This is a genomic window from Faecalicatena faecalis, assembly GCF_012524165.2.
GTDB classification, from domain to species: Bacteria; Bacillota; Clostridia; order Lachnospirales; family Lachnospiraceae; genus Faecalicatena_A; species Faecalicatena_A faecalis.
Genome location: NZ_JABACJ020000007.1, coordinates 179904 through 197323, shown reverse-complemented (window position 1 = coordinate 197323; position 17420 = coordinate 179904). Strand labels below are relative to the sequence as shown.

At 43.8% G+C, this 17420-nt stretch carries 16 protein-coding genes; 13 read left to right on the top strand and 3 right to left on the bottom strand.

Annotated features, from left to right (window positions below):
• The first annotated feature begins 9 nt into the window (after positions 1–9).
• Genes HGO97_RS09930 through HGO97_RS09920 form a run of 3 tightly spaced genes read left to right on the top strand, consistent with a single transcriptional unit; the run spans position 10 to position 3399 of the window.
• Positions 10–825: a carbohydrate ABC transporter permease gene (locus tag HGO97_RS09930; protein ID WP_216241144.1), complete on the top strand. Its 816-nt coding sequence runs from the start codon at positions 10–12 to the stop codon at positions 823–825.
• A 19-nt stretch (positions 826–844) separates the two neighbouring features.
• Positions 845–2158: a family 4 glycosyl hydrolase gene (locus HGO97_RS09925; RefSeq protein WP_216241143.1), complete on the top strand. Its 1314-nt coding sequence runs from the start codon at positions 845–847 to the stop codon at positions 2156–2158.
• 29 nt (positions 2159–2187) lie between these two features.
• Entirely contained in the window at positions 2188–3399 is a 1212-nt protein-coding gene (locus tag HGO97_RS09920) for an SIS domain-containing protein (protein WP_216241142.1), read from the top strand.
• A 90-nt stretch (positions 3400–3489) separates the two neighbouring features.
• Here the strand turns inward: HGO97_RS09920 and HGO97_RS09915 are convergent, their stop codons facing one another.
• A complete protein-coding gene (locus HGO97_RS09915; RefSeq protein ID WP_216241141.1) occupies positions 3490–4617 on the bottom strand; it encodes a glycerate kinase family protein in 1128 nt (375 codons plus the stop codon).
• 149 nt (positions 4618–4766) lie between these two features.
• On the bottom strand, positions 4767–5819 hold the full coding sequence (locus tag HGO97_RS09910; RefSeq protein ID WP_216241140.1) for a CdaR family transcriptional regulator: 1053 nt from the start codon (positions 5817–5819) through the stop codon (positions 4767–4769).
• 226 nt (positions 5820–6045) lie between these two features.
• On the opposite strand from HGO97_RS09910, the gene HGO97_RS09905 reads away from it, so the two are divergent.
• On the top strand, positions 6046–7110 hold the full coding sequence (locus HGO97_RS09905) for a CPBP family intramembrane glutamic endopeptidase (protein WP_216241139.1): 1065 nt from the start codon (positions 6046–6048) through the stop codon (positions 7108–7110).
• A gap of 99 nt (positions 7111–7209) precedes the next feature.
• On the opposite strand, the gene HGO97_RS09900 is transcribed toward HGO97_RS09905, so the two are convergent.
• Positions 7210–8028 carry a prepilin-type N-terminal cleavage/methylation domain-containing protein gene (locus HGO97_RS09900; protein ID WP_168866624.1) on the bottom strand — a complete coding sequence of 273 codons (819 nt, stop codon included), beginning with the start codon at positions 8026–8028 and terminating at the stop codon, positions 7210–7212.
• Positions 8029–8323: 295 nt separating this feature from the next.
• Between HGO97_RS09900 and HGO97_RS09895 the strand changes: the two genes are divergently transcribed.
• The 9 genes from HGO97_RS09895 (at position 8324) to HGO97_RS09855 (ending at position 17344) form a co-directional block, all read left to right on the top strand.
• Entirely contained in the window at positions 8324–9187 is an 864-nt protein-coding gene (locus HGO97_RS09895) for an NAD(P)-dependent oxidoreductase (RefSeq protein WP_216241138.1), read from the top strand.
• Between the two features lie 6 nt (positions 9188–9193).
• Positions 9194–9994, top strand: a complete 801-nt coding sequence (locus tag HGO97_RS09890; protein WP_216241137.1) for an MBL fold metallo-hydrolase — start codon at positions 9194–9196, stop codon at positions 9992–9994.
• Between the two features lie 219 nt (positions 9995–10213).
• A complete protein-coding gene (locus HGO97_RS09885) occupies positions 10214–10648 on the top strand; it encodes a prepilin-type N-terminal cleavage/methylation domain-containing protein (RefSeq protein WP_216241136.1) in 435 nt (144 codons plus the stop codon).
• Positions 10649–10695: 47 nt separating this feature from the next.
• A complete protein-coding gene (locus tag HGO97_RS09880) occupies positions 10696–11136 on the top strand; it encodes a hypothetical protein (protein WP_216241135.1) in 441 nt (146 codons plus the stop codon).
• Between the two features lie 207 nt (positions 11137–11343).
• Positions 11344–12126, top strand: coding sequence for a prepilin peptidase (locus HGO97_RS09875; protein ID WP_246597391.1), 783 nt, complete (start codon positions 11344–11346; stop codon positions 12124–12126).
• Between the two features lie 98 nt (positions 12127–12224).
• Positions 12225–13424, top strand: coding sequence for a type II secretion system F family protein (locus HGO97_RS09870; RefSeq protein ID WP_216241134.1), 1200 nt, complete (start codon positions 12225–12227; stop codon positions 13422–13424).
• A gap of 12 nt (positions 13425–13436) precedes the next feature.
• Positions 13437–14936: a hypothetical protein gene (locus tag HGO97_RS09865; protein ID WP_216241133.1), complete on the top strand. Its 1500-nt coding sequence runs from the start codon at positions 13437–13439 to the stop codon at positions 14934–14936.
• Positions 14908–15642 (top strand): hypothetical protein, encoded by a 735-nt coding sequence (locus HGO97_RS09860; protein WP_216241132.1) that lies wholly within the window; start codon positions 14908–14910, stop codon positions 15640–15642. The genes HGO97_RS09865 and HGO97_RS09860 overlap by 29 nt, the downstream gene beginning before the upstream one ends.
• Before the next feature lie 10 nt (positions 15643–15652).
• Positions 15653–17344, top strand: a complete 1692-nt coding sequence (locus tag HGO97_RS09855) for a GspE/PulE family protein (protein ID WP_216241131.1) — start codon at positions 15653–15655, stop codon at positions 17342–17344.
• Positions 17345–17420: the final 76 nt, after the last annotated feature.

Sequence of the window (17420 nt, the reverse complement as noted above, 5' to 3'; positions counted from 1 at the left end):
GGGAAAATAATGAAAAAAGCAGTAAAAATCGGCAAAGTTTTAATCCTTGTCAGCGGCTTCCTGATTGTGGCATTTCCTTTTTTCTGGTGTCTGATGCTCTCCTTTAAAAGTAATGCGGAGATTATGAGTATTCCAACTACTTTTTTTCCATCGGAATGGATTCTGAATGGATATAAAAAGGTGCTGACAGAAGCTCCATTTTTAAAGTGGCTTTGGAATAGTATTTTTTCTTCTGTTACGACAACGGCAATTGTTGCCCTGACAAGTTGTCTTGGTGGGTATATTTTTGGAAAGTTTAAATTCAGAGGGAAAAATCTTTTGTTTATCTGTGTACTAGCTACTATGATGGTACCATTTCAGGTTACGATGATACCAACATACCTGATATGCAGTAAACTACATATTTTGAATTCAATGTCTGCACTGATTATTCCATATATGGTTTCTGGATTCGGCATTTTCCTTTGTAGACAGTTCGTAGAAAATATCCCGAATGAAGTCATTGAGGCGGCAAGAATTGATGGCGCAGGAGAATGGCGTATCTTTTTTGGAATTGTAATTCAGTCAATTCGGCCCGCAATTGCAGCGCTTTGTATCTTTATTTTCATGGGGAGATGGAATGATTATCTTTGGCCATTAGTAGCATTGATTGATGAGGAGAAGATGACTCTGCCACTGGCATTGAATTTCTTCAACTCCAGTCTTTTGACAGATTATTGTACTTCTATGAGTGCGAGCGTGTTAGTTATGATCCCGATCATCGCGATTTATTTCTTGTTCCAGAAACAGTTCGTGGAGGGAATTACAATGACGGGAATCAAATAAGGTGCAGGAGGATTAAGAGATGAAAAAAGAATTTTTTAAATTTGTGTTCGTAGGGGCGGGAAGTTCCGTATTTACGTTAAGGTTGATTGGAGATATTTTAAAGGAAAAAAGTATCGTAAGAGGACATCTAGCACTTGTTGATATTGATGAAAAGCTGCTAAAAGATACAGAAGAGGCAGTCAAAAAGCTAATTGAATTTTCGGGCCGTGACTTTGAAGTTTCTGCACATGTCAATTATAAAGAGGCACTGCCAGGTACAGATTATTTGTTCATGACAATTGCAACAGGTGCATATCCAAGATGGCAGAAGGATATTGAAGTCTCTACCAGACATGGTGTCCTGCAGTCCGTTGGAGATACAATTGGACCAGGAGGAATCATTCGGGCGCTGCGTACGATTCCAGTGGTGCTTGATATTGCTTATGAGATGGAAAGGGTATGTCCAGATGCATGGATTATAAATTATGCGAACCCGGAAGGCGCAATCTGTTTGGCTCTGCAGAAGTATACAAAGATCAAAAATTTTGGATTATGTCATGGTACACCTGATATGGCAGGACGTCTGGCAAAAGAGGTATTTGGTGTAGAACCGGAAAGGTTTACATATAGGGCAGCAGGAATCAATCACCTCACTTGGTTTACTGATATGAAGATTGATGGAGAAGATGTGTATCCTATCTTAAAAGAACAACTTGCAAAGAGCGGATTTGATAAAAAAGAACCAATATCTGCGCAGCTTTATGAAATTTATGGTCTGTATCCGGCACCGGGCGACAGGCATGTAGGAGAATTTTTCCCTCATTATATGAAGGAGAAGGTTCTTGTGGAGCAGGATTATGAGTGGAAGAATAATGACTTTAAAGTAGTAGATGGCTGGCGAGAGGAAGCTCGGGTTTTATTTGAGGAAGTAAGGAATCAAGGAAGCGGTTATGAAAAATTCTTGGAAGGGTCGGGGGAGACCGCTGCGTATTTTATCCATTCCCTTTCTACTGGAGAGATTTCCAGTGAAATGGTGAACGTAATCAATAAAGGTTATATTGATAATGTGACATCAGAAATCATTGTGGAACTTCCTACTTATATTGATCAGTTCGGACTTCATCCACAGAAAATTGGAAGCCTTCCATCAGGAATTGCTGCCCAATGTGACAGACTGGGCCGTGAGTACCTGTTGATGGTGCAGGCAGCAGCCGAGTGCAGCTATGAATTAGCAAGACAGGCTATGTTCTTGGACCCTCTGGCATCGAACTGTGATTATCCAGAGGCTCTGTTAAAAGATTTGATTCGGGAAAATCTGGACCTTCTTCCGGAAGCATGGCAGGAATATGTTTAGAGATAGGAATCCGGAAAAGAAAAATGAGGATGGTTGACAAGATGGAAAAAGAGATGTTTGGAAAAACAATGGACTACTATAGAGAGCATGGATGCCAATATACAGCATCAGAGATACATTCACAGCCGGCTCTCTGGAAAAAAACAGCGGAAATGCTGTTGGACAGAAAACAGGACATCAGTCATTTCATGGAAAAGATGATGTCTGTAGAACACCTAAGAATCATAACGACTGGTGCTGGATCATCCGCATTCATAGGCGAGACAATGCAGTATCTACTAGCTAAGGAAATGGGAATCAGGATGGAAAATGTTCATACAACAGATATTATCAGTGCTTCCGACAGCGTTCTGTTCGATGTTCCGACCTTGCTGATTTCCTATGGACGATCTGGGGAAAGTCCTGAAAGTTCGGCAGCGGTAAAATTTGCAGAAGAAAAAATTAAGACTGTATACCATATCATTATCGTATGCGATGGAGAAAGTAAGCTGGCTAATGCGGCCCGGGAAAAAGATAATGCATTGGTATTAGTTATGCCGGAAGGGTCCTGTGATAAGGGATTTGCAATGACGAGCAGCGTTAGTTGTATGAGTTTAGCAACATGGTGCATTTTCCACTATCAAGACATAGAAACGTATGCGGGATATCTGTTGAGCCTGGCAGATAGTGCCGAAGAACAGATGGAGATTTTGGCGGAGAAGGCTCAACAGATTGCTGAGAATGAATATCGCCGAATCATATGGTTGGGAACAGGTGCTTTGAAAGGCCTTGCGAGAGAAGCATGTATTAAATCCATGGAATTGTCAGATGGATTCGTCCATGCAGGTTATGATGCCCCGATGGGCTTTCGGCATGGACCCAAAACAGTAATAAATGATGAGACGATTACGATTCATTTTCTGTCAAATCAGGAGGACAGCCTGAGATATGACCTTGATTTTGCGGAAGAAGTCATGCGTGAGAAGCAGGGAAATTTGGTTGTAACAGTGGGAGAGAAAAAGACAAATAATCTGATTTCAGGTGAGGATTATAAGGTTGTGTATACAATACCTGAAGAAATTCCAACTGGTTCAGAGATGGGAGCATATATAAACTGTCTGCTATTTGCTCAGCTTTTATCCATGAAGAAATCGTTGCAGCTTGGTTATACAACTGACAGTCCCAGCCAAAAAGGAGATGTGAACAGGGTGGTACAGGGAGTTGTGATTTACGATTTGAAGGATGGAACACCAATCGAATAACTCGGAATATATGCATTTAAAGAAAGATAAGCCGAATCAGGTCTCCCAGAGGGAGCAAAAACACCTGATTCGGCTTATTTTATGAAAATATTAGAACAAACGGAATACCTGTTCCACGCTGTCGATCATATTTTGCCGCGCATTTTCAGGCTTCATTGCCTCTTCCAGTGTGGTGATTCCGCGTACGATCGGGAAGAAGGCATCAATTCCAGCTTCGTTACATGCCCTTGCGTCTTTGGTCACGCCGCCGGCAAATGCCAAGACTCTTGCACCGTACTTCTTCGCCAGCTTTGCAACTCCCACAGGGGCTTTTCCCATGGCAGTCTGATGATCCAGGCGGCCTTCCCCGGTTACAACGATATCAGCGTCCTTTAACTCCTTCTCCAGTCCAACTGCGTTCAGAATCAGCTCGATCCCTGGTGTCAGTTCTGCGTTCAGATAGCTGAGGAAAGCAAAACCAAGCCCTCCTGCGGCCCCTGCACCATCTGTATCGGCAAAGTGATTCCCGAGTGTTTCGGAAGTTACTTCGGCAAAATGGGCCATATCTGCATCTAACTGTGCCTTAATGTCATCCGTAACGCCTTTCTGTGGTCCATAAATATAGGTAGCTCCATTTTCACCGCAGAGTGGATTCGTTACATCACAGGCAACTTGAAAATGGCATTCGGCAAGTGCTTTTGAGACATGTTCCTTGCGAATTGATGTTACTTTTCCAAGGGCCTGCGCTCCCTGTCCGGCATCCTGGCCGTCTGCATCCAGGAAGGTATATCCCAGAGCCTTGAGCATTCCAATTCCTCCATCATTCGTGGCACTACCGCCGATTCCAATGATAAAATTGCGGCATCCCCTATCTACAGCATCCAGAATCATTTCCCCGACACCGTAGGTGGTGGCAGTCAGCGGATTCTTTTCCTCCTTTGAAACGAGAATGATTCCGGCAGCGGAAGCCATCTCCAGAATTGCTGTCTTGGTTTCTTCCAAATATCCATAATATGCCTGGACTGGTTTCCCGAGCGGCCCGGTGATAGTGATGTCAATACGTTCTCCACCCATACCTTCTATCAGTGCGTCTGTAGTCCCCTCCCCGCCGTCTGCGAGCGGCTTCACGACTACATCAGCATCAGGATGTGCAAGACGCACACCTTCTTTTATGGCAAGTCCTGCCTCCATAGAACTTAAACTTCCCTTCAAAGAATCAATTGCAACTACGACCTTCATATCAAAATCCTCCATTTAAACCATTTTCTAAAATCTGAATCCTTAGTACTTTAGTTATCTTAAGTATAACAAATCATAATCAGAATGATATGGTATAGATAATAGAAAAAAGTCAAAAAATATATTTGATTTAGTATCTATACTAAAAATCAATTTCTGCACAGGAGTGCAAACTGTAATAAAAATGCGTCCTGAAAGATACGGGGATTCAGCCCTGTTTTCCCGGCAATCCGATCCAACTGATATTGAAGGGTGTTCTTGTGGATAAAGAGTGCCTCGGAAGTCTCCTTGAGGGATAGGTTGTTGATAAAGTAGGTTTTTAAAATCTGTACTTCCTTGTTGTTCAGAGGATTCAGAACATGCTCTGAATACAGCTTCTGGATATGTACAGGAAGACTTTCCAGGACAAATTCTATGGAAATGTCCTCAATATTACAGAAAACAGTATTCAACTGACGGGCATGTTTTCTGGCAATCTGGGCGCTGTGGTAGGATTGATTTAACTGATAGAGCGGCCCGAAAGGTCCCATACCGGAGGACAGGCGTCCCTGGTATTTTTCGATGAACTCTTTCGGTGAAAAATGAGAGTATAGCTCACGGTCCAGGATGACGATCCATTCGTTGGGATAGAGATAAAGCGACAGACGACATCCTAAGCTGGAAAAATAAAAACGCAGAGACGGCTCCAGTGTGGTATCCAGCATCTGAATGGAGAGGGCCGCATATTCTTTAGCCGGATCGACCTGATATTTTGCTAACAACGTCTCTAACTGCTTTGGATTCTGGACGTTATCATAGATCAGTGAGGTGACCAGATAATGCAGGGAACGGTTCTCGGAGAGAAGTTCTTCATTTAATTGCTGCTCTTTTAAAAAGACCTCCGTAATCTTAGTGACGAGAAATCCAAATTGCTCTAATTTTTTTGGATTGCCAGTGATGCCGATTGCGGCAATCGGACGCCCTTCCAGAAAGATAGGATAGTTGATTCCGCTCTGTGCGCCTTGAAATATATGCTCCTCATCCACGAGTACAGGTGTGCCGCTTTTAACTGCCTGACATCCGGCTTCATGGAAGGTTCCAATACGTCTGGGGTTCGTGCTCCCGATAATGATTCCAGACGCATTGATTAAATTGATATCATTTCCGACTACTTCATAGACTGCATTTACAATCTGGGCGGCAAGCTGTTTAGAAAGCTCCATTTTTATACCTCCGTAACAAATATATGTTCATTATAACAAAGAATAAGGCTTTTGGGCAGAAAAATTGGAAAATAGAATCGGTTGTTGTGAATTAAGGAGTCAGACGTTATAATGGAAAAAACAAATCATTTTGGAATTAAACAGGAGGATATCGATGCCGGAAGAAAGACGTTACGAAATAAATCAAGAAATAAATCAAGATATAAGTCAAGATATAAATCAAGACATGAATCAGGAAATAGAGCAAAAAGGAATGGATGAGGCTGGAAACAGACCAGGGATAGGTGAGAGCAATCCTGTGAAGGCGGGGAGGCGGTTTTTCTCAAAAATCGGTTTTATATTCTTGGCAGGTTCCCTAGCAATTGCATGTGTGCAGGCACTGGCGATAAAACTTGTATATCGATTCTTTCCACAGTGGATGGAAAGCACTACGGGAGTCTTGCTGGTGACGATGTTGGTCATGTATTTGCTTGCAATGCCGCTCATGGTATTTATTATCAGCCGTCTTAAGTCAAAGGTGGCGATCAGCCAGCATCGGATGACTTTGGGACAATGGATCTTGGCGGCTTTTATGAGTTACGGAATCACCTATGGGGCCAATCTGATAGGAACAGCGCTGACAGTGCTTATTGGCCTGGTAAAGGGTTCCGCAGTAGAGAATGTTTTAGTAACCATGATATCTGGCAGCAATCTGTGGGTGGTCTTCCTTTTTATGGTTCTATGTGCTCCGGTATTTGAAGAATTCATTTTCCGCAAGCTTCTTGTGGACCGTGTGGTTGTGTACGGTGAGGGAGTGGCCGTTGTACTGTCAGGGTTGATTTTTGGATTATTCCATGGGAATTTGAGCCAATTTTCCTATGCATTTTTCATTGGAATATTCTTTGCATTTATTTATGTAAAAACTGGGCGCATCAGATATACAATCGCTTTACATATGGCGATAAACTTTGTGGGAAGCGTACTGCCGATATGGATTATGAAATTATCACATTATGATGAGTTCATGGAAGCTCTGACATTAGTTCAGACGAATATGGCAGAGGGAATGGCACGGTTACAGGCCGTAATGCCTGGAGTTCTGTTATTTGCAGGATATGCACTGGTTATTTTTGGAACAGCTATTACCGGAATTGTTCTGCTGCTTGTCCATCGGAAAAAGTTTAAATTGATGCCTGGGCAGAAGGTAATTCCGAAGGGGAAGAGGTTTGCCACTGTAATTGTAAATGCAGGGATGATATTGTTCTGCGTATATTGGATTGCACAGATTATTGTGCAGTTGATTGTTGGATAGGGAAATAGAGACAAGAAAAGAGCATCCTGTATGTTTTCTGGTAAAGAGAGGAAACATGCAGGATGCTCTTTGATATGATATTAGTTTGATATAGTAAAGTTAATTAATTTGATGGAAATTGTTCTCACCAAGCCAGGTTTCTAATGATTCAAAATCGTTTATAGTTCTCCAAGATGCTATATTTTTATTGCCTTCATATATTTTACCATCAACGTATACGAGTTGTGCACTCCATCCACCTCTGTCTGTAGCACTTGTATTTGCAAATAGTGCAATAGGTGGGGATTCAACATCTGTGCTGCCCAAGTTATAGGGATGCCAATAGAGAGGAGAAGTGTATTTTTTAGATGCTCCTTTTAACTGAGAATCGGTTACCTGTAATAATCCACCGTTTTTGACAGCATTTTTGGTGAGTTCTTCTCGATCCCAACCTGTGTCTATTTCCCCCTTTTTCTTTTTTGCATTCCACTCAATGACATAATCACTGGCGGTTTTTATACAATTATTGATTTTAGTTAGAGTTGGGTCTTCCTCTTCGATATACACTTGCGGTTTATGTTTTATATCAAATATTACGTGAAGACCACTTTTAGACAGATATTCAAAGGACAATATCTCCGACGTATCATCTTCAAATTGAATTTCAGTTTCAAAAGATCCCCCAGCATCTGCTTCCTTTAAAATAGTTGGTCGTTTATCATTTAGTGTAACAGATGTGAGTACATCCTCTTCTGCAAGGTCTGTAGCAACCCGCTGTGCCGCTTGCACGACTTCTTTACATTCGGATATTGCAGCGGCCTTTTTCGCTTTGGATACATATTTTAGCAGTGATGGGACAAGTACAGCGGCAAGTATCAAGATAATTACAATTACAACAATCAATTCGACCAGGGTAAATCCACCTTTTTTCTTTTTCATGATTACCTCCCGGTTATCTGACGTACTAGAACTTTTGGAACAGTATAGCATTAAAACAGGAAAATTACAATGTGATTTTCAAGCCCCCATGGATATTTCCTCCTTCTAAAGCATTTGTGAAAAGAGAGTTTTCTATTGTGCCAATTGCTGGATTGTACTATAATTAAAAAATACAAATCAGACATTTTGCACAATATGCTGTTTTGTCTGTAAAATAAAATCATTCCAGTTCATTTTTATATTCTGGAAATGCAAATAAGGTAGAAGTGCGAATTAGACAGAAAGGGGCTACAGGATGAAAAGAATAGGTTTTATAGGGGTGGGAATCATGGGAAAATCCATGGTTCGTAATCTGATGAAAGCGGACTTTGAATTACATATTTATGCCAGAAATCGCGCAAAGGTGGAGGATGTAATTACAGAAGGTGCTATTTTTCATGACAGTATTAAAAGCTGTGTGACAGGGTGTGAGGCTGTCATTACAATCGTAGGATTTCCAAAAGATGTGGAGGAAGTATATTTTGATGCGGGAAATATCATAGATAGTGCGGAGCCAGGTGCATACTTAATTGATATGACTACTACCAGCCCGCAGATAGCTGAGAAGATTTATACAGAAGGAAAAAAGGCTGGATTCCATGTACTGGATGCTCCGGTGACAGGAGGCGATACAGGTGCGAAGGCCGGAACCTTGTCTATTCTGGTCGGAGGGGACAAGGAAGATTATGAGGCCTGCCTGCCGTTGTTTGAAGCAATGGGAACGAATATCAATTATCAGGGAAAAGCAGGCTGCGGACAGCATTGCAAGATGGCGAATCAGATCATGATAGCAGGAACTTTGTCAGGAGTCTGTGAAGCCTTAACATATGCCAAGGCAAAAGGACTCGACTTGGAGACTGTTTTGAAATCTGTTTCCACAGGGGCAGCAGGAAGCAAACAGTTGGATACTTTTGGACCGAAAATCTTAGCCGGTGATTATGCACCGGGATTTTTCATGAAACATTTTATTAAGGATATGAAACTGGCGTTGATTGAAGCCAATATGAGTGAACTGGACCTTGGAGTGCTGAGTCAGGTACTTGCGAACTATGAGGAACTGGAAGCAGAGGGCTATGGTGATTTGGGAACGCAGGCCTTGATGAAATATTATGAGGAATAAAGACTAATGAAACTAACGATTTTAGGAACAGGAAATGCAAGTGTAACAGAATATTATAATACCTGTTTTGCATTATCAGATGAACGTAGACATTTTTTGGTAGATGCAGGCGGCGGAAATCAGATACTAGGTAACCTGAAAAAAGCAGGGGTTCCAATGGAAGAAATCCACGATATCTTTATCACCCATGAACATATCGACCATCTTTTCGGCCTGATTTGGCTGATACGGATGATTGGACAGAAGATGAACCAGGGAAAATATGAAGGGGATGTGCGGATTTACTGTCATTGCGGTTTGATACCTACCATTACGACAATCGCGGAGTTAACAATTCAGAAGAAAGTGACAAAACACATTGGAAAACGAATTCAACTGATTCCACTGGAAAGTGGAGAAGTGAAAAAAATCATAGACTGCGAAGTAACCTTTTTCGATATCGGTTCCACAAAAGCGAAACAGTTTGGTTTTACACTCACAACTCCAGAAGGAAAGAAATTGTCCTGCTGTGGGGATGAGCCATATAATGTTTGTGAAGAGCCTTATGTAAAGGGCAGTGATTGGCTGATGCATGAGGCGTTCTGTCTGTATCGGGAGGCAGAAAAGTTTCAGCCATACGAAAAACATCATAGTACCGTGAAGGAGGCGAGCCAACTGGCAGAGGAATTAAATATACCGAATTTAATCCTCTATCATACCGAGGACTCTCATTTTGGAAGCCGTAAGGAGCTCTATACCAAGGAAGGGCAGCAGTATTATCATGGAAATCTGTATGTACCTGATGATATGGAAACGTTTCGGATTTGAAAAAGATTTGTGGATAAGCCATAAAATGGGATTTTTTGCGAAATAAAATCACATAAAAATCAACAAAACTCCCACCAGATATTGACAAGAACCGACATAGGGGAGTAGAATTTAAATAACATTGAGAGCATATGTTATTACTATACAATAATTTACTTATAATCAATGTATGATTCAGGTGCAAGAGTAATAAAATTCATGATTGGGAGGAGATTTCCTATGTTAAAGAAAATGAGAAAAAAGGCTCAGAATAAGAAAGGTTTTACCTTGGTTGAGCTGATTGTAGTAATTGTAATTATATTGATTCTTGCAGCAGTTCTGGTGCCGAGTTTGCTCAAGTATGTAGAGAAAGCTAATAAGGCAAATTGTAAGGCTGATGCGGCAACAATATTGTCACAACTGCAGGCAGATTATGCTGCAGGAATGGCAAAGGATGCAACAGGTGAAAATGCTGTTGATGCTACGTATACAGTTAATGGGGTCACTGTAACTCCAGATGCTGCGGCTCCGGAAAAGGGTAAGGCTACATATACGATTGAGAATGAAGAAATAACCGTTTTTCAGTATAATAATGGTACTTATACTGCAACTTGGAGGGCAAAGAAAGGCACAGATACAACAGTAGCGGGATGGGAAGTTAAGAAAAATAGTTAACATTTGATTACTATTACATTTACCAGAGGGGAGGTTCATAATCCATCATGTCACAAAGTTATGAATCTCTCACTTATAAAAACAAGTTCTTAAGGGCCTGCAAAGCGGCCCTGATCATTCTTTTAATCTGCCTAGTGGTCCTTGCACCGGCCCTGTGGATTTGGGATCAGTCAATCCAGGAGAGACAGACTCTCCGGGAAGCTAAGAATGTCGTAATGAATATGAATCTTCTCAGCCTGGAAGCTTATGGGCTGGGCACATCGATAGTTGATAAAAGCCGCACGAGTGGTATGTCGAAGGAAGCGGAAGAAGATGTGGTCAGTTTTTCGGGAGCAGAGGGGACGATACATCTGGTTTCCTGGAATACCGGGAAGAACTGTGTAGATACCATGAGTTATCAGAAGGGAAGATTTCTGGTGCAGTATCAGTATGATATAGATAATGATGCTGATACATGGGAAGTCTACTGGAAGATTCATCAATATTGATTTAGATGAGAGGTGGGAATTTATTCGGTCGGAGCCGGGTGAATTCCCCTTTTTATGAAAGGGAAAAAGTGAAATATTTTTTCTTTTCATAAAAAGAGAGTTTGCCATGTATGCTGATAGCAGGGGCAGAGTCACTTTATTTTTATCATAAAAGGAAGTGGAGAGGCGGATTTTGAATATCCGTTTTGACATATTTGGAGAGGGTATATGGGATTGATGATATGTGAGGCTGCACTGGTTTTTCTTATTTTTTGTTTCGGAGCCTGTGTGTTTTCATTTTTAAATGTAGTTGCTTACCGGGTACCTAAGGGGATGTCTTTTGTCAAAGGGCGCTCTATCTGTCCGAGCTGTGGGCATGTACTAAAAGGAAGAGACTTAGTACCGGTATTGAGCTATCTGTTTCTGCGAGGGAAGTGCAGGTATTGTGGAGACAAAATCGGGGGAAGGGATACACTTACAGAGATTTTTGGCGGAGCGGCCGCGGTGTTCTGTGCGGTCCATTATGGATATGATGGGGGCAGCTATGTAAAAGCGATACTGATCTTTTGCTTCACTGGAATCTTGATGGTAGTTACCCTGATGGATATCGATACGATGGAAATCGCTGATGGATGTTCCATTGCGATTGTTGTATTGGCTGTTGCAGGAATGGTCCTGATGCGGGACATTACAATTGTACAGAGGTTGATCGGAATGGTATGTGTCAGTGTTCCGATGCTTCTTCTGGCAGTTGCCATACCAGGGGCATTTGGCGGCGGTGATATCAAGCTGATGGCAGCGGCTGGGTTATTTCTTGGATGGAGGACAATCCTGATTTCTATGGTATTTGGAATTCTATTTGGAGGTGGATATGGGATATATCTGCTGACATCTAAGAAAAAAGGACGGAAGGATCAGTTCGCATTTGGCCCCTTCCTATGTGCAGGGATGATAGCTGGCCTGCTATGGGGAAACCAGGTGATCGCGTGGTATTTTGGATTGTTGTTCTGATCTCATCCAATCTTGGAGCAGGTGGATAAGAATCGTCCAGATGTTATTTTTAGAAGCGGCAGTATAGATCGAGAACATAGATATGGGAGGTATGCCTGATGGCACAGTATAAGTATAAGGCGCAGACAATCGAGGGCAAAAAGATTTCAGGCACGATGAATGCGGGAAGTGAAGCAGAACTGCAGCTTCGCCTTCATGAGCAGGATGCCTTTCTTTTAAATGCCAAGGAAGTGAAGACGCAGAAGAACAGGAAACAGTTCAAGGCAAAGGTACTTTCTGATTTTTCCAGACAGCTTTCTACGCTGGTCGGAGCAGGTGTGACTTTGGTCAGGGCGCTCAGTATTATTGCGAACGGTGAGTCTATCAAACCAGCAGAACGGGCCGTCTATGAGGATATGATCCGGCAGATCCGGCAGGGAATTTCGCTCTCTGATGCAATGGAGGCGCAGAATGGGGCATTCCCGCCGCTTATGATTTATATGTACCGTTCTGCTGAGAGCAGTGGTAATCTGGAAAAGGTATCCCTGCAGATGGCATTGATGTATGAAAAGGAGCATAAGCTAAATGGAAAGATATCCAGCTCCCTTGTGTATCCGAAGATATTGGGAGTCATGGTCATTGCGGTCATCCTGATTCTGACAAAGTTCGTACTTCCAAATTTTCAGGAATTGTTCGATACGATGGATTCACTGCCTCTGCCGACCAAGATTTTATATGGAATCAGTAATTTCATGGAGAGCTATTGGTTTCTGGCGATTGCGGCACTGATCGGGCTGTGGCTTGGGTGGAAGGCATTGCTTCGGTCGCCGGGATTTCGGCGGAAGTGGCACAGGGTCCTGTTACATATTCCGGTGTTCGGCAAGCTGCAGAAGGTTATCTGTACCTCTCGTTTTGCAAGGACATTGAGTTCCCTGTATTCTGCTGGTATTCCCATTGTGTCTGCTTTACAGATCGCAAGGAATACGGTGGGCAATGATTATATCGATGCACAGTTCGAAGAAGTCATTCCGTTTGTAAGGGCTGGTAATAACTTAAGCGACGGCCTGGACATGGTGGATGGATTCGTAAAGAAGCTGTCAGACTCTATCCGGGTCGGTGAGGAGACAGGCAGCCTGGATTCCATGCTGTTGTCGATTGCGGACTCCATGGAATTCGATGCAGATATCGCGATCAATAAGATGGTATCGTATGTGGAGCCAGTCATGCTGATCATCATGGGCATCATTGTTGCATTTGTTATGGTAGCGGTATTCAGTGCGATGTACGGATCTTATGACAGTATCGCAGGCATGGAATAGGAGGGCTTTTGGATGGTAGTTGTATATTTATCGAACCGGTATATCCGTGTGGTGGAGGGGGATGCCTCCGGTGGAAAGATTCACGCAAAGGCACTTTACTACACGATAGATACCAGAGGATGTATTTTGAACGGAACGATTACAGATGTAGATGGGTTCCGGGAGATGATAAAGAACCTGTGGGAGACGAACAATCTCCCCAGGAAGGGGGTCAGCCTGGTCATTGACAGCAGCCAGTTCACGACCAAGGTCGTGGATGCGCCCCCCATGAAGCCAAAACAGATGATGGAATATATCAGCCGTGAATTTACGGATGTGGAGCGAATCTCCAATCCGGTTTACGGCTATTTCCCGTTATCTGGCTCGGGCGGCAAAAAGGAAAAAGTAAAACGTATTTTCTCCGTAGTCGCTCCCCGTGAGTTTGTCCGCGAGTATCAGGACATTTTTTCCGGGCTGGGAATCACGATCAGCAGCATTGAGAGTGTGGTAGGAGTGGCATTGAGACTGGCGGAGATACTTCCCCAGCTAGAGGACTCCACCTGTATTGTACAGTTCGCGGATGACATGGCGCTGATGAACCTTCTTCTGGTGGACGGCAGATATCAGTATTCCAACAGGAATCGTATGTTTTCTGAAAAAGGGACACCTGAATTCGCGGCAGAAGCGGCGCGTACAGTCAGCAACCTGATTCAGTTCGCGAAGGCACAGGAACTGGCAATGGAAATCCCTAAGGTTTATATAGCGGGACTTTCAGAGGATGAGTTCCAGGTCTACCGGGATAGTATTTCTCAGATCAATGATCAGATGGAAGCCGAGGAGCTGAATCTGGGACAGACCATCCACATTGAAAAAGAGGCAGGGGGACAGTCAGTAACGAATTTTGCATTGGCAATCGGTGGTCTCTTAAAGACGGACGCGAAGACTTCGATGATGGCTCAGGTGGAAAAGGACCCGTTAAAGGAGCAGGAGAGAAAACAACGCAAGAAGGTTCTGATTCCTTTGGGGATTTTGACTGGCGTTCTGCTTGGTCTGACGGCGGCAATGGGAATTCGGGTTTTATTATATTCCAGACAACTGCAAGAGCTTAACGACTACAATCAGAGGGAAGATATCGTGGCAGCCTGTGATGAATATGATGCATTGAATGCGGAACTCTCTTCCTCTGCAGCGTTGGGGAAGAGCATGGAGAGTTTGAAGGTAAGCCTGCTTGGTTATCCGAGAATCGACAGCAAGACGGAACAGGTCGTGGCAGCCTGTGCATCCGGTCTGGTCTCGGCCCAGATCAGCAGTTACAATGCGGAAAGCGGAATGATGAGCTTCAATGCAGAGGCGGGGAATGTAGAGCAGATCAACCAGTTCATCAAGCTTTTGAATCAGCAGGAAATCTTTTCCGATGTGGATTATACAGGATATTCACAGGGATCAGATAATAAATGGAGCGTGAATGTAAATTGTATCATGGCAGGAAGGCAGGGACAAAGCGATGACACTGAAGCTAACACAGAGGGATAAGAAGCTATTGATCGTGCTTGCGGTAGTGGTTCTGATCGTCGGAGTCGGCGCAGGGCTTTTGTTTCCCCTGATGGAGAAGGGGCAGAATCTAAAAGAAGAAGTGCTCAACGCGGATATCGAACAGCAGGAACGCAGCCAGAAGGTAGAGAGCCTCCCGGCACTTCAGAAGAGGGAAGACCAGGTATTGGAAGAAATCGGAAAGGCACAGCAGGATTTTTATCCCATCATGCAGAGTATGGAAATCGACAAGATGCTGACGGAGATGGCTCTTACAAAGGGATTGACGGTAAAAGATCTGGATATCAAGATGCCGGTCACCGGTGAATACACCACGTTAAAGGATTATACGGGTCCTTTGCCGGAAGAGGAAAATGAAAATACAGAGGAAGGGACTGTCTACAACGGAATTTATACAGCAAGTGTCATGATGACGCTGTCTGGAGGCAGGGAGACAATTCAGTCCATGATGGATGAATGCACGGCAAATGAACCTGGAATGCGGATTACAGATTTTACCTGGCAGTCCTCCAAGGAATCTTCTTCCTGGACACTTGGCATGACGCTTGAAATCTACATGTGTGAGGATACACAGCAGTATATTTTGGAGCAGAAGGCGGCCAGGGAAGCAGCCAAGGCACAGGCAGGTGAAGATACGCAGGCTGGTGCAGATACAGAGGAAGACAATATCACGGAAGCAGAAGAGTAGGGGCGTTTTTATGGAGACAGCGAGTTTTAGAAACTTAAGAATCGGGGATATATTAAAAGAATATAAATATGTAACGGACGAACAGATTCAGACGGCAATTGCGTATCAGAAGGATCATAAAGGGGTACGTATCGGCGGTGCTCTGATCGCGCTGGGATGTATCACGGAGATGCAGATGTTAGAAGCACTCGGCAAGCGCCTTGGAATGCAGGTGGTGGAGATCTCCAACCTGGATGTGAATCCGAATGTAGTTGAGAAGATTCCGAGACAGCTTGCAGAGAAATATGAGATGCTGGCGGTCAGTGAAAAGGACGGGCTGCTGAGCCTGATCGTGAATGACCCTCTGAATTTCTACGGAATCGAGGATGTCCGTCAGATCACAGGAATGCAGTTGGATATTTCGCTGGCAGAGAGGGATGACTTGCTTCGGGCAATTCATTACTATTATTCCGAGGTCGGTGCCATGAAAGCGGCGAGAGTGGCAAATGAGAGCTTCAGTGAGGAGGAAGCTCTGGAAGAGCTGGAGATTACGGAGGATGACGACGATGATACCCCAATCATCAATCTTCTGAACCGTCTGATCAACCGTGCTTATAGTACCAATGCTTCCGATATCCATATCGAGCCATTCGAGGATAAGACATTGGTGCGTATGCGTATCGACGGTGCAATCGTGGAATACGTTACGCTTCAGAAGAACCTTCATACCTCACTGATTGCCCGTATCAAGATTCTGGGCGGGATGGATATAGCAGAGCGCAGGATTCCGCAGGATGGTCATTTCAGGATTAAGGTAGAAGGAAAATATATCAATATCCGTGTCTCAGTACTGCCAACGGTATTTGGAGAAAAGGCGGTCTTAAGACTTTTGGCGAGTAATGCTCCGATTGATTATTCCGACACTTATGGAATGCAGGCACCGGATTATGAGAGAATTCAGAGGATGCTCCGTTCTCCCAATGGAATCATTTATTTTACGGGGCCTACTGGGTCAGGTAAGACGACGACCCTTTATATGATCTTGCAGGATATTGCAAAAAAGGCAGTTAATATCTCTACCATTGAGGACCCGGTGGAGAAGAACCTGCCGAAGGTGACGCAGACTCAGGTAAATAACCAGGCAGGACTTACCTTCGAATCGGGACTGCGTGCTCTTTTGAGACAGGACCCGGATGTCATCATGGTTGGTGAGACACGAGATGTGGAGACCGCATCCATTTCCGTAAGGGCGGCCATCACCGGCCATCTCGTATTTTCCACGCTGCATACCAATGACGCGGCATCCTCCATCGTGCGTCTTGAGGATATGGGACTTCAGCCTTATATGGTTGCGAACTCCCTGGTCGGGATTATTGCACAGCGTCTGATGAGGAAGGTGTGCCCGGATTGTGCAGAGGAACGCGACACGACCGAGGAAGAACAGGAGATGCTTGGATTAGAAGGGCCGATACGGATCAAGCATCCAAAGGGCTGCCCACTGTGTAATTATACAGGATACCGCGGGAGAATCGCGATTCATGAAATTCTGCTGATCGATAAGGATATCCGTAAATTGATTTCCGCGGGTGCTACGTCTGAGGAAATCGAGGATTATGCGGTGGAGAACCAGAACATGAGGACCTTAAAGGAGTATGGCACACAGATGGTGCTTGACGGGACCAGTACGATAGAAGAATTGCATAAGGTAGCATACTATGCATAGAATCGTAGGTTATGCGGAGTATATTATAGCTTGTCATGTATAGGGAAGAGGTATCTTGCCTATGTATTAAGCTGAT